The organism is Corallococcus sp. M7 (assembly GCF_054512695.1).
Genome location: NZ_CM137252.1, coordinates 9,890,260 through 9,910,296, shown reverse-complemented (window position 1 = coordinate 9,910,296; position 20,037 = coordinate 9,890,260). Strand labels below are relative to the sequence as shown.

General features: G+C 69.6%; 16 protein-coding genes. 7 read left to right on the top strand and 9 right to left on the bottom strand.

The genetic code is table 11. The features are described 5' to 3' along the window. Positions 1 to 18 precede the first annotated feature (18 nt). The 6 genes from ACX114_RS40050 to ACX114_RS40025 all read right to left on the bottom strand — a co-directional run bounded on the left by ACX114_RS40050 (position 19) and on the right by ACX114_RS40025 (position 8,241). Complete coding sequence (locus ACX114_RS40050; protein WP_459293356.1) at positions 19 to 2,868, bottom strand: Ig-like domain-containing protein; 2,850 nt, start codon at positions 2,866 to 2,868, stop codon at positions 19 to 21. A gap of 261 nt (positions 2,869 to 3,129) precedes the next feature. Then, the gene (gene epsA, locus ACX114_RS40045; RefSeq protein WP_459293354.1) at positions 3,130 to 3,933 is read right to left on the bottom strand and encodes an exopolysaccharide biosynthesis glycosyltransferase EpsA; all 804 of its coding nucleotides are present in this window, start codon (positions 3,931 to 3,933) and stop codon (positions 3,130 to 3,132) included. A 10-nt stretch (positions 3,934 to 3,943) separates the two neighbouring features. Next, positions 3,944 to 6,082, bottom strand: coding sequence for a GH44 family glycoside hydrolase EpsB (epsB, locus tag ACX114_RS40040; RefSeq protein WP_459293352.1), 2,139 nt, complete (start codon positions 6,080 to 6,082; stop codon positions 3,944 to 3,946). 61 nt (positions 6,083 to 6,143) lie between these two features. Continuing rightward, a complete protein-coding gene (epsC, locus tag ACX114_RS40035; protein WP_014400828.1) occupies positions 6,144 to 6,680 on the bottom strand; it encodes a serine O-acetyltransferase EpsC in 537 nt (178 codons plus the stop codon). A gap of 5 nt (positions 6,681 to 6,685) precedes the next feature. After that, positions 6,686 to 7,723 carry an exopolysaccharide biosynthesis glycosyltransferase EpsD gene (epsD, locus tag ACX114_RS40030; protein WP_459293350.1) on the bottom strand — a complete coding sequence of 346 codons (1,038 nt, stop codon included), beginning with the start codon at positions 7,721 to 7,723 and terminating at the stop codon, positions 6,686 to 6,688. Beyond that, on the bottom strand, positions 7,720 to 8,241 hold the full coding sequence (locus tag ACX114_RS40025) for a hypothetical protein (protein ID WP_459293348.1): 522 nt from the start codon (positions 8,239 to 8,241) through the stop codon (positions 7,720 to 7,722). The genes epsD and ACX114_RS40025 overlap by 4 nt, the downstream gene beginning before the upstream one ends. Positions 8,242 to 8,414: 173 nt before the next feature. Between ACX114_RS40025 and epsE the strand changes: the two genes are divergently transcribed. Next, positions 8,415 to 9,629 carry an exopolysaccharide biosynthesis GT4 family glycosyltransferase EpsE gene (epsE, locus tag ACX114_RS40020; protein WP_459293346.1) on the top strand — a complete coding sequence of 405 codons (1,215 nt, stop codon included), beginning with the start codon at positions 8,415 to 8,417 and terminating at the stop codon, positions 9,627 to 9,629. A 3-nt stretch (positions 9,630 to 9,632) separates the two neighbouring features. On the opposite strand, the gene ACX114_RS40015 is transcribed toward epsE, so the two are convergent. Continuing rightward, positions 9,633 to 10,325: a DUF6445 family protein gene (locus ACX114_RS40015; protein WP_459293344.1), complete on the bottom strand. Its 693-nt coding sequence runs from the start codon at positions 10,323 to 10,325 to the stop codon at positions 9,633 to 9,635. A 475-nt stretch (positions 10,326 to 10,800) separates the two neighbouring features. Between ACX114_RS40015 and ACX114_RS40010 the strand changes: the two genes are divergently transcribed. Then, a complete protein-coding gene (locus ACX114_RS40010; protein ID WP_459293342.1) occupies positions 10,801 to 11,349 on the top strand; it encodes an RNA polymerase sigma factor in 549 nt (182 codons plus the stop codon). 108 nt (positions 11,350 to 11,457) lie between these two features. Then, entirely contained in the window at positions 11,458 to 13,011 is a 1,554-nt protein-coding gene (locus ACX114_RS40005; RefSeq protein WP_459293340.1) for a DUF6119 family protein, read from the top strand. Between the two features lie 50 nt (positions 13,012 to 13,061). On the opposite strand, the gene ACX114_RS40000 is transcribed toward ACX114_RS40005, so the two are convergent. Next, on the bottom strand, positions 13,062 to 14,636 hold the full coding sequence (locus tag ACX114_RS40000) for a mechanosensitive ion channel family protein (protein WP_459293338.1): 1,575 nt from the start codon (positions 14,634 to 14,636) through the stop codon (positions 13,062 to 13,064). A gap of 239 nt (positions 14,637 to 14,875) precedes the next feature. Here ACX114_RS40000 and ACX114_RS39995 point away from each other — a divergent pair, with 239 nt between their 5' ends. The 3 genes from ACX114_RS39995 to ACX114_RS39985 all read left to right on the top strand — a co-directional run bounded on the left by ACX114_RS39995 (position 14,876) and on the right by ACX114_RS39985 (position 17,089). Continuing rightward, positions 14,876 to 15,922, top strand: a complete 1,047-nt coding sequence (locus tag ACX114_RS39995) for a cation diffusion facilitator family transporter (RefSeq protein WP_459293336.1) — start codon at positions 14,876 to 14,878, stop codon at positions 15,920 to 15,922. An 81-nt stretch (positions 15,923 to 16,003) separates the two neighbouring features. Next, entirely contained in the window at positions 16,004 to 16,639 is a 636-nt protein-coding gene (locus tag ACX114_RS39990; protein WP_459293334.1) for a hypothetical protein, read from the top strand. Continuing rightward, positions 16,640 to 17,089, top strand: coding sequence for a hypothetical protein (locus tag ACX114_RS39985; RefSeq protein ID WP_459293332.1), 450 nt, complete (start codon positions 16,640 to 16,642; stop codon positions 17,087 to 17,089). Here the strand turns inward: ACX114_RS39985 and wzy are convergent. Continuing rightward, a complete protein-coding gene (wzy, locus tag ACX114_RS39980; protein WP_459293330.1) occupies positions 17,086 to 18,651 on the bottom strand; it encodes an exopolysaccharide repeat unit polymerase in 1,566 nt (521 codons plus the stop codon). The genes ACX114_RS39985 and wzy overlap by 4 nt on opposite strands. A 56-nt stretch (positions 18,652 to 18,707) precedes the next feature. On the opposite strand from wzy, the gene epsH reads away from it, so the two are divergent. Next, positions 18,708 to 20,018 (top strand): exopolysaccharide biosynthesis glycosyltransferase EpsH, encoded by a 1,311-nt coding sequence (gene epsH, locus ACX114_RS39975; protein ID WP_459293328.1) that lies wholly within the window; start codon positions 18,708 to 18,710, stop codon positions 20,016 to 20,018. Positions 20,019 to 20,037: the final 19 nt, after the last annotated feature.

The following is a 20,037-nucleotide window of genomic DNA, read 5'->3' as shown; positions in this document are numbered from 1 at the left end:
CGTCAATGACAGACGGGGCTAGTTGTTCTTCACCGTGAAGCTGAAGCTCTGGATGACGAAGTTGTCCACCGCGTCCGTCATCCACACGTCCACCGTGTGCGTGCCATCCAGCAGCTCGCGCGTGTCCAGCGCCGCGGTCCACGTGCCGTTCGACTGGAGCGTGCCGGCGCGGATGCCCGACCCGTCCCGGGTGAACGCCACGTTCTTGATGCTGCTCAGCGCATCCGTCACCCGCGCCGTCAGCGTCACCACGCCACCCACCGTGCTGCCCGGCGCCGGCGTCACCAGCGTCGCCGTGGGCGCCTGCGTGTCGTAGCGCACCGTGCGCGTCACGCGCGTCGTGCGGCCCGCCTCGTTCGTCGCGTCGAGGGTCAGCGTGTTCACCCCCGGCGCCAGCGTCACCGACGTCTGGATTTCACCGCCGCCGCGCGGCAACTGGAACTGCTGGGCGCCCAGCTTCACCGTCGTCGCGGACACGGACGACACGCGAATCACATACGGCAGCGTGTGGTTCGCGCGCGGCCCGAACGTGGCCCCGTCCGCCGGGTCCGTCGTCACCGTGGGCGTGCCCGGGTCCACGAACACGTGCACCACGGCCTCCGTCACGTTGTTCGCCGAGTCCGTGGCGCGCACCAGGATGCCCTGCTCGCCGAAGTTCGGCAGGCTCACCGGGTGCGTCACCGTGCCGGTGCCGAACTCCAGCAGCGTGGTGTTCACCCACTGCGTCTCCACGCGCGTCGGCGTCTGCTCGTCAATCTGGCTGATGACGTCCACCAGGCTCCCCACCACCTGGCCCTGCACCGGCGACTGGAGGGTGATGACCGGCGGCACGCGGTCCACCGTCAGGTTGATCTGCTTCGTCGTGATGCCGCCCAGGTTGTCGCGGCCCGTGAGCTGGATGATGTTCGGCCCCTCCACCAGCTCCACCGGCACGTAGACCAGACCGCCGCTCAGCTCGGGGTTCACCACCACCGGCGCGCCGCCGTTCACGATGAACGCCGCGTAGGTGATGACCGCGCCGTTGGTGGCCGGCTTCACGAAGCCCCACGCGTTCAGCGTCGTCTCGCGGAGGAACGCGGGCTGGTTGCCCATGATGACCTCCGGCGGCGTGTACGGATAGGCATGGATGTTCAACGTCTGCGCCGCCGTGCTGCCCAGCAGGTTCTGGCTGTTCGGCTGGAGCGTCACGCCGGAGTACACCGCGCGGTAGTCCTGCGCGCCCGTGGCGGACCACCTGTCCGTCGCGATGTTCCAATCCAGGGAGAACACGCCGTCGCCATCCGCGTCGTCATCCGCGCCAATCGCCACGCCCGCCACGAAGAAGGTCACCACGCCCTTCAGCGGCCCCGTCACCACGGCGTTGTTGGACGCGTTGCGCACCCGCGCGGACAGGGTCGTCCAATTGCCAATGGTCACGCTCGCGTTCGCCGCCGGAGTGACAATCGCGGTCGTCGTCGCCACGCCCGTCACGGGCGGAGGCGGCGGCGTATAGGTCTTCGCGCGAGCCGAAGCGGACACGCCCGGCGCGCCACCGGAGGACGCCGTCACCGTGACCTCCGACAGGAGCGACGGCAGCAGGTTCGCCGGAGCGCGCACCGTCAGCGTCACCGTGGACTCCGCGCCGGAGGCCAGGAACACCGTGGGCCGGCTCAGCGTGGCCGTCCAGCCCGGCAGGCCGCCCGCGGTGCTCAGCGTGTACGTGTCCGCCTGGTAGCCGTGGTTCTTCACCTTGAACGTGTAGGTCGTCTCCTGCGCGGCCGGGTCGTAGATGGGGAACATCTTCGTGTCCTCGCCCACCACGGACACCTCCACGCTGAAGTCACCGAAGCACGCCAGGCCCAGCGACGCGAACGTCGTGGGGATGTCCGGCGACGCCGTGCCCGAACCCCAGCTGCCGTCCGCCGCCTGGCGGGACTTCAGCCACTCAATGGCGTTGAACAGGCGCGCGTTGCTCGCCGGCTCCTTGCCCGCGAGGCACAGCGCGTACACGCCAATGCCCGTGGCGAAGTCGTTGGACGCGTCCGAGGGCAGGTTGCCCCAGCCCTTGCCGCTCACCGCCGGCATCGCGATGAGCTGGTTCGCCAGCGTCTGGATGGCGTTGGCGTTCACGTTGTTCAGGCCCGCGCCCGCGGCCTTCAGGCCCACGATGGCCCACGACTTCTGGAACGTGTACGGCATGCCGTCACCGGTGCCGGACGTGTCGTTGTTGTTGAGGTTCGCGCGCAGGTACGCGGCCGCCTTGTCGATGGCCGTCTGGTACTGCGCCGCCTTCGCGGGGTCCACGCGCTGCTTCGCCTGCGACAGCGTCACCAGGAAGCGCGCCGTCAGCGGCACGCTGCCGTGGTCCACCGGGAAGTTGATGTGGTCCTCCGGCCACCGGCCGCTGGCCTGCTGGACGCTCACGGCCCAGTTGGCCGCCATCACCAGCGCGCTGCTGTACTGCGTGGACACGTACTGGTCGAAGCCCGCCAGGCCGAACGACGCCCAGCTCGTCTTCTCGTTGGGGTACAGGCTGCCCTCGTGCAGCCAGTTGCCCGCGGGCTTCTGGTCCGTCTTGATGCGCGCGCCCAGCAGGTCCAGGTTCCCCTGGATGGTGCGGCCGTTGGGGGTGGCCTGCGCCATGTTGTAGCCATTGGCCTTGGCGCTCGACAGGCCGAACACCGCCGCGCCCTGGCGGTGGCACGCGATGCAGTTCTGCGACGTGGTCCAGTTGGCCACGTCCGCGCTCAGGAACTGGATGGCCTTCTGCGTGGCCTCCGTGTTGGTGGCGGCGGAGGCCGGCGGGCTGAAGGCCGACAGCACCAGCACCGCGAACATGACGAGTCGCGCCGCCCATCGGGGCGACGTACGGGATACGGCGGATGACATGAGGGGACGTCCAGGGGGCCTGCGGGTGGGCACACCCGGACGCGAGGCTCGGAGCCCCCAGCGCACACCCCGGCTCCGTCCACCCGCGCCTCACCTCGGCGCCCCGGTGATCCGTCACCCGCGTCCGGCTGGAAGAAGCACCCCGCGAAAGGCGTGCGGGGCTAGAATACTCAAGCTTGGCTGTAACTGTCCAGGGAGGGGGAAGGGCCTACAGCCTGAGAAATCAAGGACATACGGCCAGTCCTGCGAGTCCGCCGGGACTCAGCCTTCCTGTGAACCCCGGGTGCGCTTCCACAGCTCGCGCAGCAGGATGATCCCGAACTGGGAGTCATTGAGGATGTACCGGCGCCACAGGCGCTTGGGCTCGTGGGTGAGGCGGTAGAGCCACTCGAAGCCGGCCTTGGCGATCCACTCGGGGGCGCGCTTGGCGGTGCCGGCGATGAAGTCGAACCCCGCGCCAATGCCGATGGCCACCGTGGGCCCCAGCTTCTGGGCCACCTGGGAAATCCAGACCTCCTGCTTGGGGCTGCCCAGCGCGACGAAGAGCAGGTGCGGATCCTTCTCCCGGATGCGCGCGACGATGGGATCGTTCTGCGCGTCGCCCGCGTCCAGGTTCACCATGGGCGAGTCCCAGCCCACGACCTCGATGCCGGGGTACTGCGCCTGGAACTGCTTGCCCACCTTCTCCGCGACGCCCGGGCCCGCGCCCAGCAGGAAGATGCGCCACTTGCGCTCGGCGCCCAGCTTCACCAGCGGGAGGATGAGGTCGGAGCCCGCGATGCGCTCCGGCAGGGACACGTCCAGCATGCGCGACGCCCAGACGATGGGCATGCCGTCCACCACGGAGATGGTGGCCTTGGCGTACGCGTCACGGAAGCGCGTGTTCGTCTCCGCGAGCACCACGTGGTCCACGTTGGCGGTGAAGACGTAGCCGCCCTGGTGCGCGTCCACCAGCTCGCCAATGGCCGTGATGGCCTGGGGGAAGGTGAGCTGGTCGATGGTGAGCTGGCCGATGTTCAGGCGCGGGCGGGGAGAAGCGGCGGCGGGGGCGTGTGCGGTGGTCAAGGCGTCGTCTTCACTTCACCGTGAGGTCCAGCACGGTGATGGAGTAGGGGGGAAGGCGCTGCGACAGGGTCTGCTCGGCCTTGGTGCCGGTGGCCTGTTCGGTGAATCCGCCCGGCGCGCCCGAGTACCCCATGACGCGCACGGTGTTGAGCGAGCCGCAGCCCTTGAACTCCAGCTGCGCCTGGGCGGCCTGCTCGGGGTCGAAGTTGAGCAATACGGCAGTGAGCTTCTTGCCGGACGCGTCGCGGGACGCGAAGAGGCTGGTGCCCTCCGCCGCGGTGGTGGACAGGCCGTGGTCCTGGAAGCGGCCGCCGCGCCCGTCGAAGTCGCGGTACGCGCGGAACGCCCAGAACGTGGGGCTGTTCTCCGCGGGGTACTGCCAGAAGAACGCGGACGTGAGCCCCTGCTGCCCGAAGCGGCCCAGGGCCTCCGCCTGCGCCAGGCCGCCGCTCATGTGCTTCATGGCGCCGAAGTTGTACTCGCCAATGGACATGCCCCGGCCGGGGTAGTTCTCCGCGATCCACTGCTTCACGCGGGGGATGAGCTGGATGGGCTCGGCGATCCAGGACTCGTCCTTGTACGTCGGATCCCACAGCGCGCGGGTGGAGCGGATCCGCCGCGCGTTGGTCTCTGGATCCGTTGCGCCCTCCAGGCCCAGGCCCACGTTGGTCTGCGGGTAGAAGTGCACGTCCACCACGTCCAGCAGGCGCACGCCGGTCTTCTTCTCGTGCTCGCGCAGCTCGCGCAGGTACCAGGGCAGCAGCGGCACGTCGCCGTGCGCGCGGCGGTCCGTGTACGGCGGGCGGCCGGGGGCGAAGTCCGCGGCGGACCAGAAGTAGTTCGTCCAGCCCCACTCGGCGGGACCGGCGATGACCGCCTCCGGATCCGCCTTCCGCACGGCGGTGCCGTACTCGATGGTGCGCTTGAGCAGCTCGTCGTAGGTGAGCGGATCCGGATGCACGTCCCGGTGCGTGGAGCTCCAGAGGGCGGGCTCGTTGTCCAGGATGTACATGTTCACGCCGCGCCTGGCGGCCTTGAGCGACTTCACCCACTCGGAGATGAACTCCGGCGGGGCCTGCACGCTGGTCGTGGTGGGCGCGGCGGGGACCAGGGGCGTGCCGTCGCGGCGCACGCCGTTGCCGCCCGCGGGCTCCGTGTCGTCCTGGGCCTGCTGCGGGCCGAAGGTGGACACCGGGAAGCCCACGGAGGACGTGTCCTTGGCCACCCAGCCAATCAGCGGCAGCGTGAGCGCGGACTGGACGTTGTTCTTCCGGTTGGACTCCAGGAAGTCATCCGCGCCGAAGCCGAGCTGCACGTTGCGGAAGTACCAGTCGTTGCCGGTGTTCCACGCGCGGCCCAGCTTCCAGTTGTAGCGGGACGTGGGGTTGCCGCCCCAGCGGCGGATGGTGGCGCCCAGCTTCCACTGGTGCGTGTCCGTGGTCTCCTTGTTGCCGTCCAGCGCGATGCCGTAGATGAGCGGGCTGATGGGCCTGGACGGCGCGGTGCAGTCGATGATCATCTTCGACTCGCGGCCGTCGCCCCGGCCCATGCGGCCACCACCGGCGGCGCGCGCGGCGGCCACGTCCGGCGACAGGGGCACCAGGGCCACCTTGTCGAAGAGCACCCAGTCCCGGCCCACGTCCTTCGACGCGCGCAGCACCAGGCGGTCGAAGGGCTCACCGCGCGGGTTGAGGACCTCCATGGGCACGACGACCTCCGCCCACTCGCGGTCCTTCTTGACGATGAACTCCGGGCTGATCCGCACGTGCGGGAACGTCGCGGCGCCGGGGGCGTCCAGGCGCACGTCCAGGAACTCGCCGTAGGACTCCGGGGCGGTGAAGCGGAACGTCAGCGCGCCGTACGCGCCCGGCAGCTTGGGCCGGTAGAGGATCCACCCGCCGTAGTTGAACATCCGCAGCCGCGCGGGCGCGCCCTTCGGCGTCTCACGCGGTGCCCAGCCGATGTCCTTCCATCCGGCCTGGAGGCCCCCGTCGTACACGGCCACGGTTTCGGTGGCGGCGGGCTGCGCGGCCGGTGGGGCCTCTTTCGAGGCGCCCTGCTGCGCCATGGCCACGCCCGCGCCGCCGCCCAGCACCGCGCAGGTGAGGATGACGGTCCGCTTCCACCGTCCGTGCTTCGTCTCTGCCATGACCTTCCTCAACGCATCCCCCGGAACGAACCCGGCACAGCGGATCAGCAATCAACAACGGCTACAGCGGGACCTCGTCCAGGTCCTTGCGCGGGAAGATGCGCGCGGGGATGCCCACCGCCACGCTGTCCGGCGGCACGTCCTGGAGCACCACGGCGTTCGCGCCAATGCGCGACCGGGCCCCGATGCGCACGGGCCCCAGGATGCGGGCGCCCGCGCCAATCCAGACGTCGTCCTCGATGGTGGGGTAGCCGTTGTCCTTGGCGGTGCCCACGGTGTTGTTGCCGTAGAAGCGCACGCGGTCGCCGATGCGCGCGTCCCCGCCGATGACGACGCCCAGGCTGTGCACGAAGTACACGCCCTTGCCCAGCGTCACGTCCTTGCCAATCTCAATGCCCATCACCGCTGTCTGGGCCACGCGCAGCACGTGGTTCACCAGCGGGATGTGGAAGGCCAGCGCCGCCTCCCGCGCGCGGTTGAGCGCGGTGATGCGGTACGAGTCGCTGGTCAGCACCACCTTGGCGATGGACTTCGCGTCCGACGTACCGGTGGCCGCCTTGGCCATCTCCAACGCGTCCGAGATGAGGGCTCCGAACATGGCTTTCATCCTTGGGGATTTCCCCGGCCCTGCAGGTAGCGAGCGAGCCCCTTGGCGACGCCCACCCAGCCGCCGGCCTCCGTGCGGGCGCCGCGCAGGTACTCCATGCCGTACGCCACGGACGTGCCCGCGAACGCGGCGCCCGTGAGCCCCAGCTTGTCCGCGACACCGGAGGCCTTCACCACGGCCTCCGTCAGCCGGCGCGACGCCTCCGGCGCCACCACCGCGGAGGCGAGCAGCGGGCGGGACAGCAGGTTCGTCTCGAAGAAGAGGCGCCACGGGTTCACGCCCTTCACGTCCGGGTGCTTCACGGAGACGTGGGTGTCGAACATGCCGTAGCGGTGGGCGCGGCGGATCCACTTCTCGAAGCTGACGTGGTCGCTGCCGTGCAGCACGTACGCGTCCGGCGCGAAGAGGAACGCGCAGCCGGCCTTCTCCAGGCGCACGCCCAGCTCCACGTCTTCGGACTGGCCCAGCGTCTTGTCGAAGCCGCCCACGCCCACGTAGTCCGCGCGGGGGAAGGACACGTTGCCCGTGTACAGGTGGTTGCCGCGCGCCTTCGCGCCGGGGACGGAGAGCTCCTCGGCCATGCGGTTGTTGAGGTGCGCGTACCAGCGCTCGAAGAGGGGCATGTCCCCGATTTCGGGGTCCGGCCGGATGCGGCCCAGCACCACGTTGCGCGAGCCGGGCGGATGGTGGGCCAGGTGGCGCGCGAGGAAGTCGGAGGCCACCTGCATGTCGTCATCCGTGACGAGCACCGTCGGGGCCCGGGCGGCCAGCACGCCCCGGTGCCGCGCGGCGGCGGCGCCCGCGTTCTGCTGCACCTCCACGCGCAGGGTGTAGGGCAGCTTGAGCGCGGAGAGCGGGCCCTTCACGTCGGAGGCGGAGCCGTCGTCCACCACCACCACCTCGAAGTCCTCGGGCGGCAGCGTCTGTCCGGCCAGCTGCTGGAGCAGACGGGTGATGAGGGGCAGCCGGTTGTACGTGGCGATGACGACGCTGAGCCGGGGGGCCGGGACAGCGGGGGAGTCGGAAGGGCTCATGGCTTCTTCTTCTTGGCCGCGTCGGCGCGCTTCTGCTTCTTCGTGGGACGCGGGAAGGTGACGCTGCCGGCGAAGCGGTCCTCGCCCACCAGCTTGAGGGTCTTCTGCGCGGAGCCGAAGTCCGTCTCGCCCAGGGTGACGACCAGCAGGGCGGTGTCCGCGGCCAGGGCCAGCGGGAGGCTCGCGGGGTGGGTGATGAGCGAGTCGATGACCACGATGACCCGCTCGCCCTGCTCCACGCGGCGGCGCACCTCCTGGACCATGCGCGGGGCGCCGGCGGGCTCGATGCCGGTGGCGTCCACCAGGCGCAGGGGCGGCTCCGGGTAGGGCGCGCCGGCCTCCATCAGGGCCTGGGCCGCGTCCTGCGCGGGGGCGCCGGGGTGGGCGGGGACGACGACCAGGTAGCTCCAGGCGCGGCGGTCCAGCGCGAACCACAGCCGCGACAGCTCCGGCGAGGGCACGGCGCTGGCGGGCGGGGTCTCCTCGGCGGGCGTCGGGGGGCTCGAATCGGCGGACATGGGAGCGCGGACGGTATAACGCAATGAGGCGTCATGACCCAACGACCCGGGCGGGCGGGCAGGCGAAGGAGCGCGCCACCGGTCTGCTGTCACGGCTGACACCCCCCAACGGACTTGGGAGCCGCGGCCCGGGCCCGGGGAGCCTGGGGGACGCGGCGTGTTATGGAAGAGGGGTGCAGAAGATCGGCTACCTGATTCCCGAGTTCCCCGGACAGACCCACATCTTCTTCTGGCGCGAGCTGCAGGCGCTGCCGGGGAAGGGCGTGTCACCGGAGCTGGTGTCCACCCGTCCGCCGCCCGCGCGCATCATCAGCCACAGCTGGGCGCGGGAGGCCATGAAGCGCACGGAGTACCTGGCGCCGCCGCCGCCCCTGGGCGTGGCGATGGCCGCGCTGGAGATCGCCCGGGCCATGCCCACGGGCTGGGCGCGGGTGCTGGCCTCCATCGCCCGTGCGGAGGGCCTGGACGCGAAGGGCCGCGCGCAATTGGTGGCGTTCGCGGTGATGGGCGGCCGGCTGGCGTCGCTGGCTCGCGAGCGCGGCTGGACGCACGTGCACGTGCACTCCTGCGCCAACGCGGCCCACGTGGCCATGTTCGCGCACCTGCTGTCCGGGCTCACGTACAGCATGACGCTGCACGGGCCGCTGGACGACTACGGTCCGAACCAGCGGGAGAAGTGGCGGCACGCGAAGTTCGCCTTCGTCATCACGAAGAAGCTGCTGGCGGAGGTGCGCCAGGAGCTGGCCGGGAGCCTGCCGGACCGGATTGAACTGGCGCCCATGGGCGTGGAGCTGTCGCGCTTCCAGCGCTCGGTGCCCTACGAGCCGTGGTCCGGGGAAGGTCCGCTGCGGCTGTTCGCGTGCGGCCGGCTGAACCCGTGCAAGGGGCACGCGGACCTCATCGACGCGGTGGGGATGCTGCGCAAGAAGGGCATCGACGCGCGGCTGTCCATCGCGGGCGAGGACGAGGCGGGCGGCACCACGTACCGCAAGGTGCTGGAGGCGAAGCTCCAGCAGGACGGCCTCACGGACGCGGTGACGCTGCTGGGCGCGGTGAGCGAGGACGTGGTGAAGGACGGCATCCAGCGCTCGCACCTCTTCGCGCTGGCGAGCCTCCAGGAGCCCTTGGGCGTGGCCATCATGGAGGCCATGGCCATGCGCGCGCCGGTGGTGGTGACGGGCGCGGGCGGCGTGAAGGAGCTGGTGGACGACGGCGTGGACGGCGTGCTGGTGCCGCCGCAGGCGCCCGCGGTGCTGGCGGAGAAGCTGGAGAAGCTGGCGCGGGATCCGGCCGAAGCGGTGCGGCTGGGCGAGGCCGGCCGCCGCAAGGTGGAGGAGCAGTTCAGCAGCGAGCGCAGCGCGGACATGCTGGCGCGGATGCTCGCGTAGCCGTCAGCGCACGGCCTTCCAGAAGAACAGGGCGGTGGCGCGCTTGCTGCGCTTGTCGCCCTGCCCGAAGTACGCGGTCGCCGAGTGCACGAAGTCGGCTCGGTAGACGATGAGGCGGTTGAAGACGTTCTCCACCTCCACGTCCTGCGCCCACGCGTTGGCGGGCAGTCTGGTCAGGCCGAAGGCCTGGGTGAGGTTGACGCAGCCGGGAGGGCAGGTGTTGCCGCCCAGCCCGCCGCCGGGCATGCGCAGCCGGTAGAAGGACGTGCCCACGTGCTTCACGGGCGGCTTCGGGTGCAGGTAGATGACGCCCGCGAAGTCGCACAGCGCCAGGGAGTCCACGTGCGGCTTCGCGGTGGACTCCTTCTCCCCCACGAGCTGCACGTGGTTGTGGGACAGCGAGCCCTGCGCCGGGGACTCCTGCTTGAGGGCGCGCACGCCGGCCTGTTCGCAGATCCACTGCTCGATGGGCGCCAGCTCTTGCGGCGTGAGCGCATGGGGGGCGCGGATGCCGGGCCAGATTTCAGGCCGCCACGGGGCGCCCTGGGTCCAGTCCTCGCGGGCCAGGTTGCGCTCGTAGACCTCCAGCGCGTTGGGCAGGGCGTTGTCCTTGATCCAGTAGTCCCGTCCCAGCTTCGGCTTCCGGTAGGGAAGCACGTCGCGGACGGCCGACTCCGGGCGCCGTTGTTCCAGCATGAGCAGTTGCCGCCTTCCTGCCTCGCGGCCAGCGCCGGATCCGCATGGGGTGTGGGGCAAGAGAACCCGGCACCGGCCGTGAGACAGGGACGTGTCAGCAAGAACCCTGCCGTGTTTTCACCCGTGTTTCAGGCATCGGGCGGGGCGTTCTGCCCCATCCGCCCGGGAGCCTCGCCACACCGGGGCGTTTTGCCCCACGGTCAATCGCCCCGGAGGGCCTTCGTCGTGAGTCTCCACCCGGGATGACGAATGCTGATCATCCTGGCGCGCTTCTGTCGGAAACCCCGGGCCACCTGCCCTTGGTGGACATCCAAAAGACAGACACTGGATGCATTCGTGACGGTGGCGGTGGAAATCCCCGGGTGGGATAGGATTTCCAGACACTCTTGGTAATCCCCGCAAAGAATGCCATGTCCGTATTGGAAGGCTTTGTCATCATGACCCTGCACGGAAACGGAGCTCGGGGGGCACTTCCATGGCTGACAAAGAGATGCAGACGTTCGCGGCGCTGGTCATCCAATTCCGTTCAGGGCTCCTGAAGCACGCGCAGCGCATCCTGGGGAACGCGGCGGACGCGGAGGACCTGGTGCAGCACGCGCTGGACGAGGCGTGGAAGGAGCGGCTGCACCTCCAGGGGCCGGAGGCCTTCCGGGCGTGGACGGGGCGGGTCATCAACACGCGGGCCATCAGCCTGCTGCGCCACCACCGCGCGGAGCAGCGCAAGGCGGTGAACGCGGGCTGGGTGACGGTGCTCGCGGACGACCCGGAAGAGTCCGAGGGCGGCGAGCTCTGGACCTTCATCCAGGAGAAGGACCTGCGCGATGCGGTGGAGCGCCTCCCGCCGCAGCAGCGGGAGGTCTTCCACCTGCGGGCGCAGGGGCGCTCCTACGTGAGCATCGGCGCCCAGGTGGGCCGCTCCACGGGCACGGTGGGCTGGTGGCTCCACCAGGTGCGCGAACAGCTGCGCGAGCGGCTCCAGCCCATCGCGGAGGAGCGCCGGCTCTCCGTGGGCACGTGGCACTGAGTCCCTCGAAAGGGGGAGGAGGGGTCCCTCTTCCGGGTCATGGTCCGCGAGCCGGCCCCTGGGTTGAGTCGGTGTTCCTCACTTCGAGGATCACCGGTAGGGCTCCCCATGAATCTGACGGTCTACCTGCTTCGCGACGTCGTCTCTGAACTCGGCCAGCTCCAGCGCAAGGAGGGCTACCGCGAACTGAAGCCCCACGAAGCGCTCCCGTTCCCCTGTGTCGCGTGGGTCCAGGCCAGCAGGTCGACCCCGCCCAAGTGGATGCCCTGGCTGGGGACGGCCTTCGACCTGGAGGACCTCCGGTTGAAGAACCAGTCCAACGCCTTCGTGATGTTCCTCCAGGTGGACGGACGCGTCTTCGCGCTCACGTTCGGATTCGGGCTGGGGGCCATTGATCGCACGCTCATCGAGCCGGACTTCGGGCTCAAGGTGGTCCTCAACGAAGTAGACCCCGACGCGCTGGACATGGTGGACACCCGCCGGGTGGACCGGGTGAGCCGCCAGCGCCGGACGCACCTCAACGCGGGGCGGAACGTGGGTGAGTTCGACATCAGCACGGAGCTGGACTGGCTCCAGAAGGTCAGCGGCCGCCCGCTGTCCACCGCGCTGACGAAGAAGATGGTGGGCGCGGACTCCCTCAAGCTGTCCATGAAGTGCACGGTCGAGGAGCTGGGGGCGCACTGCCAGACGTTCCTCACGCAGTACCGCAAGACCCAGTACAAGAAGCACTTCGGCTTCATCGACTACCTGCGGCCGCTCAAGGCGCGCAACCCGCTCATCCCCGTGCTGGAAGGATACCTGGCGGGGCTCTTGATGGACCGCTCGCACGAAGAGCTCGCCGTGGCGTTCCCGGAGATGCCGGACGAGCGCATCACCCGATGGCGGTTGTCGCAGGGGCATCAATCCCAGGAGTTCGAGGACCTGGACATCGAAGGGGTCTACGACTTCCTGGAGGCTCATCCCGAGGTCCCGCGGGATCCCCAGAAGATCCGGGTGCGTGGTTTGAACGACGACGGGGAGGTCCTGACGTCGAATGACCACCTCCACCGGTACATGGTTGCCCAGGTGGAGCACGCGCGCGCGACCTACGTGTTGTCCCTGGGGCAATGGTTCCGCGTCGACACGGACTACATCGCGAAGGTGCGCGAGCGGGTGCGGGAACTCGACGACGTCACGGCGAAGCTGCAGCTCCCGAAGTGGAGCCAGACCTTCAAGAAGGAGGGGGCGTACAACAAGCACGTGGGCAAGACGAAGAACTGGCTGGTGCTGGATGCGAAGCCCTTCTACCCGGATGGCCACACGGGGAAGATGGAGGTTTGCGACCTGCTGAGCCCCCACAGGGACTTCGTCCACGTGAAGAGCATGAAGGACTCCGCCACGCTGAGCCACCTGTTCGGCCAGGGCAGCGTGTCCGCGCGCCTGTTCCGCTCCGTGCCGGCGCACGCGGACAAGGTCCGGAAGCTCTTCCATGACCACTATGGGAACGCGAAGGATTTCGACGGGATGAAGGGCTCGCCGCGCGTCGTCTACGCCATCGCGACCCGGAAGCAGGGGGCGCTCGCGGACACGCTCTTCTTCTTCAGCGTCGTCAACCTGCTGGAGCACGTGAAAACCGTTCGTCTGGCGGGCTTCGACGTCGCGCTCTGCCGGATTGAACGGTAGGGACACACGCTCCGGATCCACGGGAGCGTGTGCCTCCTGTGAGCTTCACTTCAGCGCTGCGGCTCCGGGCGAGCGTTGTTGCCCGCACGCGCGGCCAGCAGCGCCGGTCCCACGGCCTTCTCCTCCGGGAGGGGCAGGGGCATGGCCTCCGCGCGCACCAGCGGCAGTCCGTGCGGCTGGGCCTGGAGCCAGGCCACCAGCTTCTCGCGCACCAGGCAGCGCAGGTCGAACGCCTTGCCGGAGTCCGCCGCGCTCACCAGGGCGCGCAGCTTCATGGTGCGCTCGCTCAGGTCCGTCACCTGGAGCCCCTGCACCTTGCCGTCCCACAGCCCGTTGGACTCCTGCTCCAGGATGCGCTTGAGCTCCGCGCGCACCGCCGGCACGTTCGTGCGGAAGTCCACGTACAGCTCCGCCGTGCCCAATATCTCCGGCGACACCTTGCTCCAGTTCTGGAACGGCTTCTCCAGGAACTGCGTGATGGGGATGACCAGCCGGCGCAGGTCCCACACCTTCACCACGACGTAGGTGAGGGTGATCTCCTCGATCCACCCCCACTCGTTCTCGATGATGACCGTGTCGCCAATGCGCATGGGCTGCGTGATGGACAACTGGATGCCCGCGAACAGCGTGGACAGCGACTTCTGCGCGGCGAGGCCAATGGCCAGGCCCGCGATGCCCGCGGACGCCAGCAGCGACACGCCCACGTTGCGCACCGCCTCGAACTGGAGGAGCAAGAGCGACGCGGCCACCACCACCACCGCCACCTCCACCACGCGCCGCAGGATGGCCAATTGCGTGCGCAGCCCGCGCACCCGCGCCACGTTCGTGCCCTCCGGCGACTGCGCGACCTTGGTCTCCAGGAAGCGCGCGGCCCGGGTGAGGAAGCGCAGCACGAAGAGCGCCACCGCCACGATGATCACCGAGCGCGCCGCCAGGTCCACCGTCTCCTGCGCCGGCGGAGGCAGCTTGAGGAACCGCGCGCCCGCCGCCACCAGCATGCCCGCCAGCACGAAGCGGATGCTCCCCTTGCCCGCGGCGAGCAGCTCGTCATCCCAGCCGGACTTCGTCAGCCCCGCGGCCCGCGCACCCACCCGCAGCGCCACCGCCTCCACCAGCCGCCCCAGCACCCACGCCCCCACGAGCACGACCGCCAGCCCCAGCCACTGCCACGTCTCCAGCACCCACAGCGGGCGCGTGAAGAACACCGGCGGCAGCATCTCCAGCAGCGGCGACCCGTGCTCCTGGAACAGCGTGTCGATGGCGCCCACCGTGTCCGCGCTGAAGACCCACACCGGGCCCCCTTCCGCGTCCACCCGCTCCAGCACGATGTCCTGGGGGCCTCGCGACGTGGCCACCTGGCCCAGCACCTCGCGGCGGGCGCTCTCTCCGGGGCCCGCCGGCTCCTTGCCGATGCGCGCGAAGTCCAGCCACAGCGTCCGGTCCATCACCACCACCAGCCGCCGCGCCAGCTTCAGCCCCTCCTCCGCCTGCGTCTCCGGAGGCAGCCGCGACAGGTCCAGGTAGTGCGGCGCCCGCACCGCGTCCCGGGCATGCGCCGCGTCCAGGAACCCCGCCGCCGTCGCCGTGGGCGTGCTCCGGTCCACCTCCGGCGGAGGCGGAGGCAACCCCGCGTTCAGCGCGAGGTCCCCACCGGACCCAACAGCAGCAACGCCCACACCCACGGCGGCACGAAACGACGCAAGGCTCTCTCCTGACCCTTAAATAATTTGAGAACAAACAATCACCCTGGGCGCGGGCTGTCCAGCGGTGATGACGCGGAGGGCCAAGGGTAGGGCGTGGGGCGGACGGGCGGGAGGGCGCCGGTCCCGTCGCGTCATGGCGCCATGGTAGGTTTGGCACCTCCATGTCCGCTCCTGCTTCATCGCTGAAGGCCGTCATCGCCGCGCTGTCCGGCAACGTGTTGGTCACGCTCATCAAGTTCATCGCCTTCTTCCTGTCGGGTTCAGGGGCGATGTTGTCGGAGGCGATCCACTCGGCGGCGGACACGGGCAACCAGGTGCTGTTGTTCCTGGGGCTGAAGCGGGCGGCGCGCGTGGAGGACGACTCGCATCCGTACGGCTACGGCGGCGAGCGCTTCATCTTCGGCATCCTGTCCGCGTCCGGCATCTTCTTCGTGGGCTGCGGCGTGACCGTCTACCACGGCATCCAGTCGCTCCTGCACCCGCACGTGGCGGAGACGGGGCCGGTGACGTTCGCGGTGCTGGGGCTGTCGTTCCTCATCGAGGGCGGCGTGCTGCTGTTCGCGGTGCGCGGCCTCTTGAAGCAGGCCGCGGGCGAGCCCTTCTTCCGCTTCGTGCGGACGAAGGCCGATCCGGCGTCGGTGGCCATCCTGCTGGAGGACGGCGCGGCGGTGCTGGGCCTGGTGCTGGCGACGGCGGGCATCGCCCTGGCGCACGTGACGGGCAACCCGGTGTGGGACGCGCTGGCGTCGCTCACGGTGGGCCTCTTGCTGGGGCTCATCGCCATCTACCTGATGGTGGAGAACCGGGAGCTGCTGCTGGGCCGGTCGGTGCCCTCGGACGTGGAGCAGCGCTTCGAGGACCTGCTGCGCGCGCGCCCCAGCCTGGCGGACCTGCACGACGTGAAGACGCGCCGGCTCACCCCGGAGGTCTACCAGTTCAAGGCGGAGCTGCGCTTCAGCGAGTCCTTCGTCGCGGCCCGGCTGGCGGAGGCCCTGCCCGCGCAGGGGCTGCCCCCGGTGGGCGCGGAGCGCGAGCGCGCGCTGACGGACGCGGCCCGGCACCTCATCCGCACCCTGAGCGAGGAGATCGACGCCATCGAGGCGGAGGTCCGCCGCGCCATCCCGCAGGCGAAGCACATCGACCTGGAGCTGGAGCACCTGACCGCCGCCGCCGCCGAGGCCGCGGAGCTCCGTGCCCGCACCGGGTAGGCTTTGCCATGAATTCTGGTTTTATGGTTTAGGCCGTGCTATGCGTTTTCGCGGTTCCCCTCACGGGAGCGGCGAGACGGGATGCGCGGACGGAATGCATGGAGCGTGGGCGTGGCGCTGCTCGTCGGCTGCGCTGGCACGTCCTACTTCCAGAGCGGCCGGGAGGTCTTCTTCGGCCAGCGGGGCGCCAGGGTCTGGGTGAAGGGCCCGTGGCCCGCCATCCAGCCCTCCCGGGACGTGGACGAGGTCATCGACCAGCTCTGTCCGGCGGTGATGGCGTTGGAGCGCGCGAAGGAGCGGGACTACGGCCAGGAGTACTGCGGGCTCATCTATTCGCTGGGCGGCGGGGAGTACTACGCGAGCTGGCCGTCGCCGCTGGGGCGCACGACGCTGGTGGGCGCGGACCTGCGCCGCAAGAGCTGCAGCGTGCCCAGCGTGGTGAAGGACGACCGGGGCCTGCCCTCCACGCTGGCGGACTTCCACAGCCACCCCTGGTTCCCGTCGGGAATGTCACAGGAGGACCGCTGGAGTCAGTCACAACGTTGGACCCTGAGGGTCCAATTTGATTCAGGATGCACGGTGACGAAGCTCGTCCCCTACAAGGGCGAGCCGCGTCCGGGTGAGGTCTATCTGCGCCAGGGCAAGGCGTGGAAGCTCATCGGGTACATCCACGAAGCGGACAAGGACACGGGCTTCATCACGCCCGTGGAGGACTAGATGGGGCGCCAGGGTTCGTCAGGGCTGTTCGTGAAACGCGGGCTCGTGGCGCTGCTGGCGTTGCCCCTCTGCGGCTGTGTCCTCTTCGGGCGGCCCATCCGTCCGGCCCGCGCCTCCGACCAGGAGCTGGCCCGCTTCCAGTTCCCGTTGGACCTGCCCGCGGAGGGGCGCACGCAGACGCCCGCCCTGGTGGCGGTGGCGACGCAGTTGGCGATGGATGACTTCCGCCCGCTGGACCTGAAGCCGCACAAGAACGCGACCGCGGACGAGCTGTGCCTCTACCGGCGGGACTCCTTCGACGTGTGGACGTCGCCCGGCCCGGAGGGCGTGATGTTCGTGCGCTTCGTGCCCCGGCAGGACGTCTGCAACTCCGAAGGGCCCGTGACGGATGCGAGCGCCACGTACGCCATCGACACGCGCCAGTGGCGCATCATCGGCATCCAGCGCTAGGCCGCCGTCGCTCCGGAGGGCGGCACCTCTTCCGGCGCCGCGCGCTTCAGGCCCAGCACCTGCTCCCGCTGCGGCCACGGCCACGCGCCGGTGACCATGGCCAGCTTGCCCGCGAGCACCGAGCACACCGCGACCTGGAACGTGCAGATGTACGAGATGATGCCCATGTCTCCGAACACCTGGTTCAGGTAGGACGCCACCACGCCCACGATGACCAGGCACGCTGTTCGATGTTCCGCCGCGTACGCTCGATGGTACGAGCGCGCCGCCAGGTACACCGTCACCACCAGGTACATCCACACGCCCGTGAACCCGAACCACCCGCCGAAGGCCAAGAGGCCCAGCAGCGAGTTGTGCGGGTGGAAGCGGTACGTGGGGAACACGAACGCGATGTTGGGCAGCGGGTAGGGCTCCAGGAACTCATGCCCGTAGCCCGTGCCGAACACGGGGTTCGTGTTCCAGGTGGCGATGAGGTTGAGGTTCTCGATGTCGCGGTAGTCCAGCTCTCCTTCGGCGTGCTGGCCCTCGATGATGGAGCGGAAGGTCGCCACCGGCTTGAAGATGCCGCTGCTGGAGCCCCACCCCACCAGGAAGTACACGACCAGCAGCGGCGAGCACGCGATGAGGCCTCGCGTGATGAACTTCTTCAGCGGCGTCCACGGGTTGAAGAAGTACGCCGCCGCCAGGCCACCCACGAGGCTCACGTACGCGAGCCGGCGGTCGTTGAAGAACATCCCGATGAACACCAGGAGGATGATGAGGAGGCCCCGGATGGCGTGCCCGGACTTGGGGCGCTCCAGCCACCGCGCGATGCACACGGTGATGGCGAAGATGAACGTCATCGAGTCCGAGTGGCAGGTCGTGTACTCCACCTCCAGGTGCTGGGACGGGATGATGACCAGCGCGAAGTAGGTGCTCACCGCGGACTTGGTCAGCGCCGCCGCGATGATGGTCTTCGCCACCACGGGCCAGTCCTCCGGCCCGCGCAGGCTGTAGTGGTACATCATGCCCACCAGCGGGAGCACCGCCGCCTGGTGCCACTGCCAGAGCGAGTTCTTGATGTCCCCGCCCCGCGCGATGCCCCACACCTCCATCCACATGATGGAGAAGAACGACAGCGCCAGCACCACCGCCAGCGGCCGGGGGATGGGCACCACCGGTGGATCAATCTTGGACTTCGTGGCGCGCCGGTAGATGCCAATGCCGATGGCGCCGATGATGAGCCCGTCGATGAGCGGGAATCTCAGGGCGCCAATGCCCACCAGCTCATGCATCTGCGTGAAGAGCAGCTTCCCCAGGGGGAACAGCGGGGAGGGCCAGAACATCGACTGGGGGCGCTCGGGTGTGTAGTCCACCGCGAGCACCAGGTAGAGCACCGTGAGCGCCAGGTAGCGCAGCGGCACCTTCAGGATGACCCACACCACGGTGAGGGCCAGCACGGGCGCCAGGGTGACAATGGGGTCCCCGTTACCCACGGCGGCCGCACCGAGCGTGACGGCGCCCAGGCCCACGACCATGACGATGTACTGGAGCCAGGCGGCGAGCGAGGGTTTGAAGGCCATTCGAGCGGGGGGGAGGCTATATCCCGGGCCCGGGTTGGGATAGATGCGGAAGGCGTATGGCTGGCACCCGACCCCGCGTCCTCCTGATTGCTGAGCTGTGCAACCCAGACTGGGTGAGCGTCCCCCTGGAAGGCTGGTCCCTGGCAAGGGCGCTCGCCGAGGTGGCGGACGTGCACCTGGTCACCCAGGTCCGCAACCGCGAGAACATCCTCAAGCAGGGGCTGGTGGAGGGCAGGGACTTCACGGCCCTGGACTCCACGCCGGTGGAGCGCCCGCTGGAGAAGGTGGGTGAGGTGCTGCGCGGCAAGGCGGGCGTGGGCTGGACGACGGCCACGGCGCTGAGCGTGCTGCCGTACTACTACTTCGAGGAGCTGCTCTGGCGGCGCTTCGGGGACCGCATCCGCGCGAAGGAATTCGACGTGGTGCACCGCTACACGCCCATCAGCCCCACGACGCCCAGCACGTTGGCGGCGCGGTGCGCGGACGCGGGGGTGCCCTTCATCATGGGCCCCATGAACGGCGGCCTGCCGTGGCCCAAGGGCTTCGGGGACGCGCGCGTGCGTGAGCGCGAGTGGCTGAGCTACATCCGGGACGTCTACAAGCTGATGCCCTTCTACAAGTCGACGCGGCAGAACGCGGCGGCGCTGATGATGGGTTCGAGGGCGACGCGGGCGCAGCTGTCGCGGGAGTACCAGGACAAGGTGGTCTACATCCCGGAGAACGCCATCGACGTGCGGCGCTTCGGGAGCGCGAAGGCGGAGCCGCCGAAGCCGGGTGAGCCGCTGCGGGTGGCGTTCGTGGGGCGCTTCGTGCCGTACAAGGGCATGGCGATGCTCATCGACGCGGCGGCGCCGCTGGTGCGCGAGGGCAAGGTGCAGGTGGAGCTCATCGGCGACGGCGCGGAGATGCAGAACCTGCGCGCGCAGGTGGCGAGGGGCGGCCTGGAGAGCGGCGTGACGTTCGCGGGCTGGGTGAAGCACCAGGAGCTGCAGGGCCGCCTGTCGAAGAACCACATCTTCGGCTTCCCGAGCGTGCGCGAGTTCGGCGGCGCGGTGGTGGCGGAGGCGATGGCGCTGGGACTGGTGCCCATCGTGATGGACTACGGCGGTCCGGGAGAGATCGTCAGCCCGTCCACGGGCTTCGCCATCCCCATGGGCACGCCGCAGGAGATCGTGGAGCGCGTGCGAGGCGTCCTGGAGAAGCTGGTCGCGGATCCGTCCGTGATTGGCCCCATGGGCGAGCGCGCGCGGGCGCGCATCTTCAAGCACTTCACCTGGAAGGCGAAGGCGGAGCAGGTGCTGGAGGTGTATCGCTGGGTCTCCGGCGAGCGCGGCCAGCCGGACTTCGGCATGCCGCTGGCGGACTGAAGCCCCAGGAAGGGGCTGC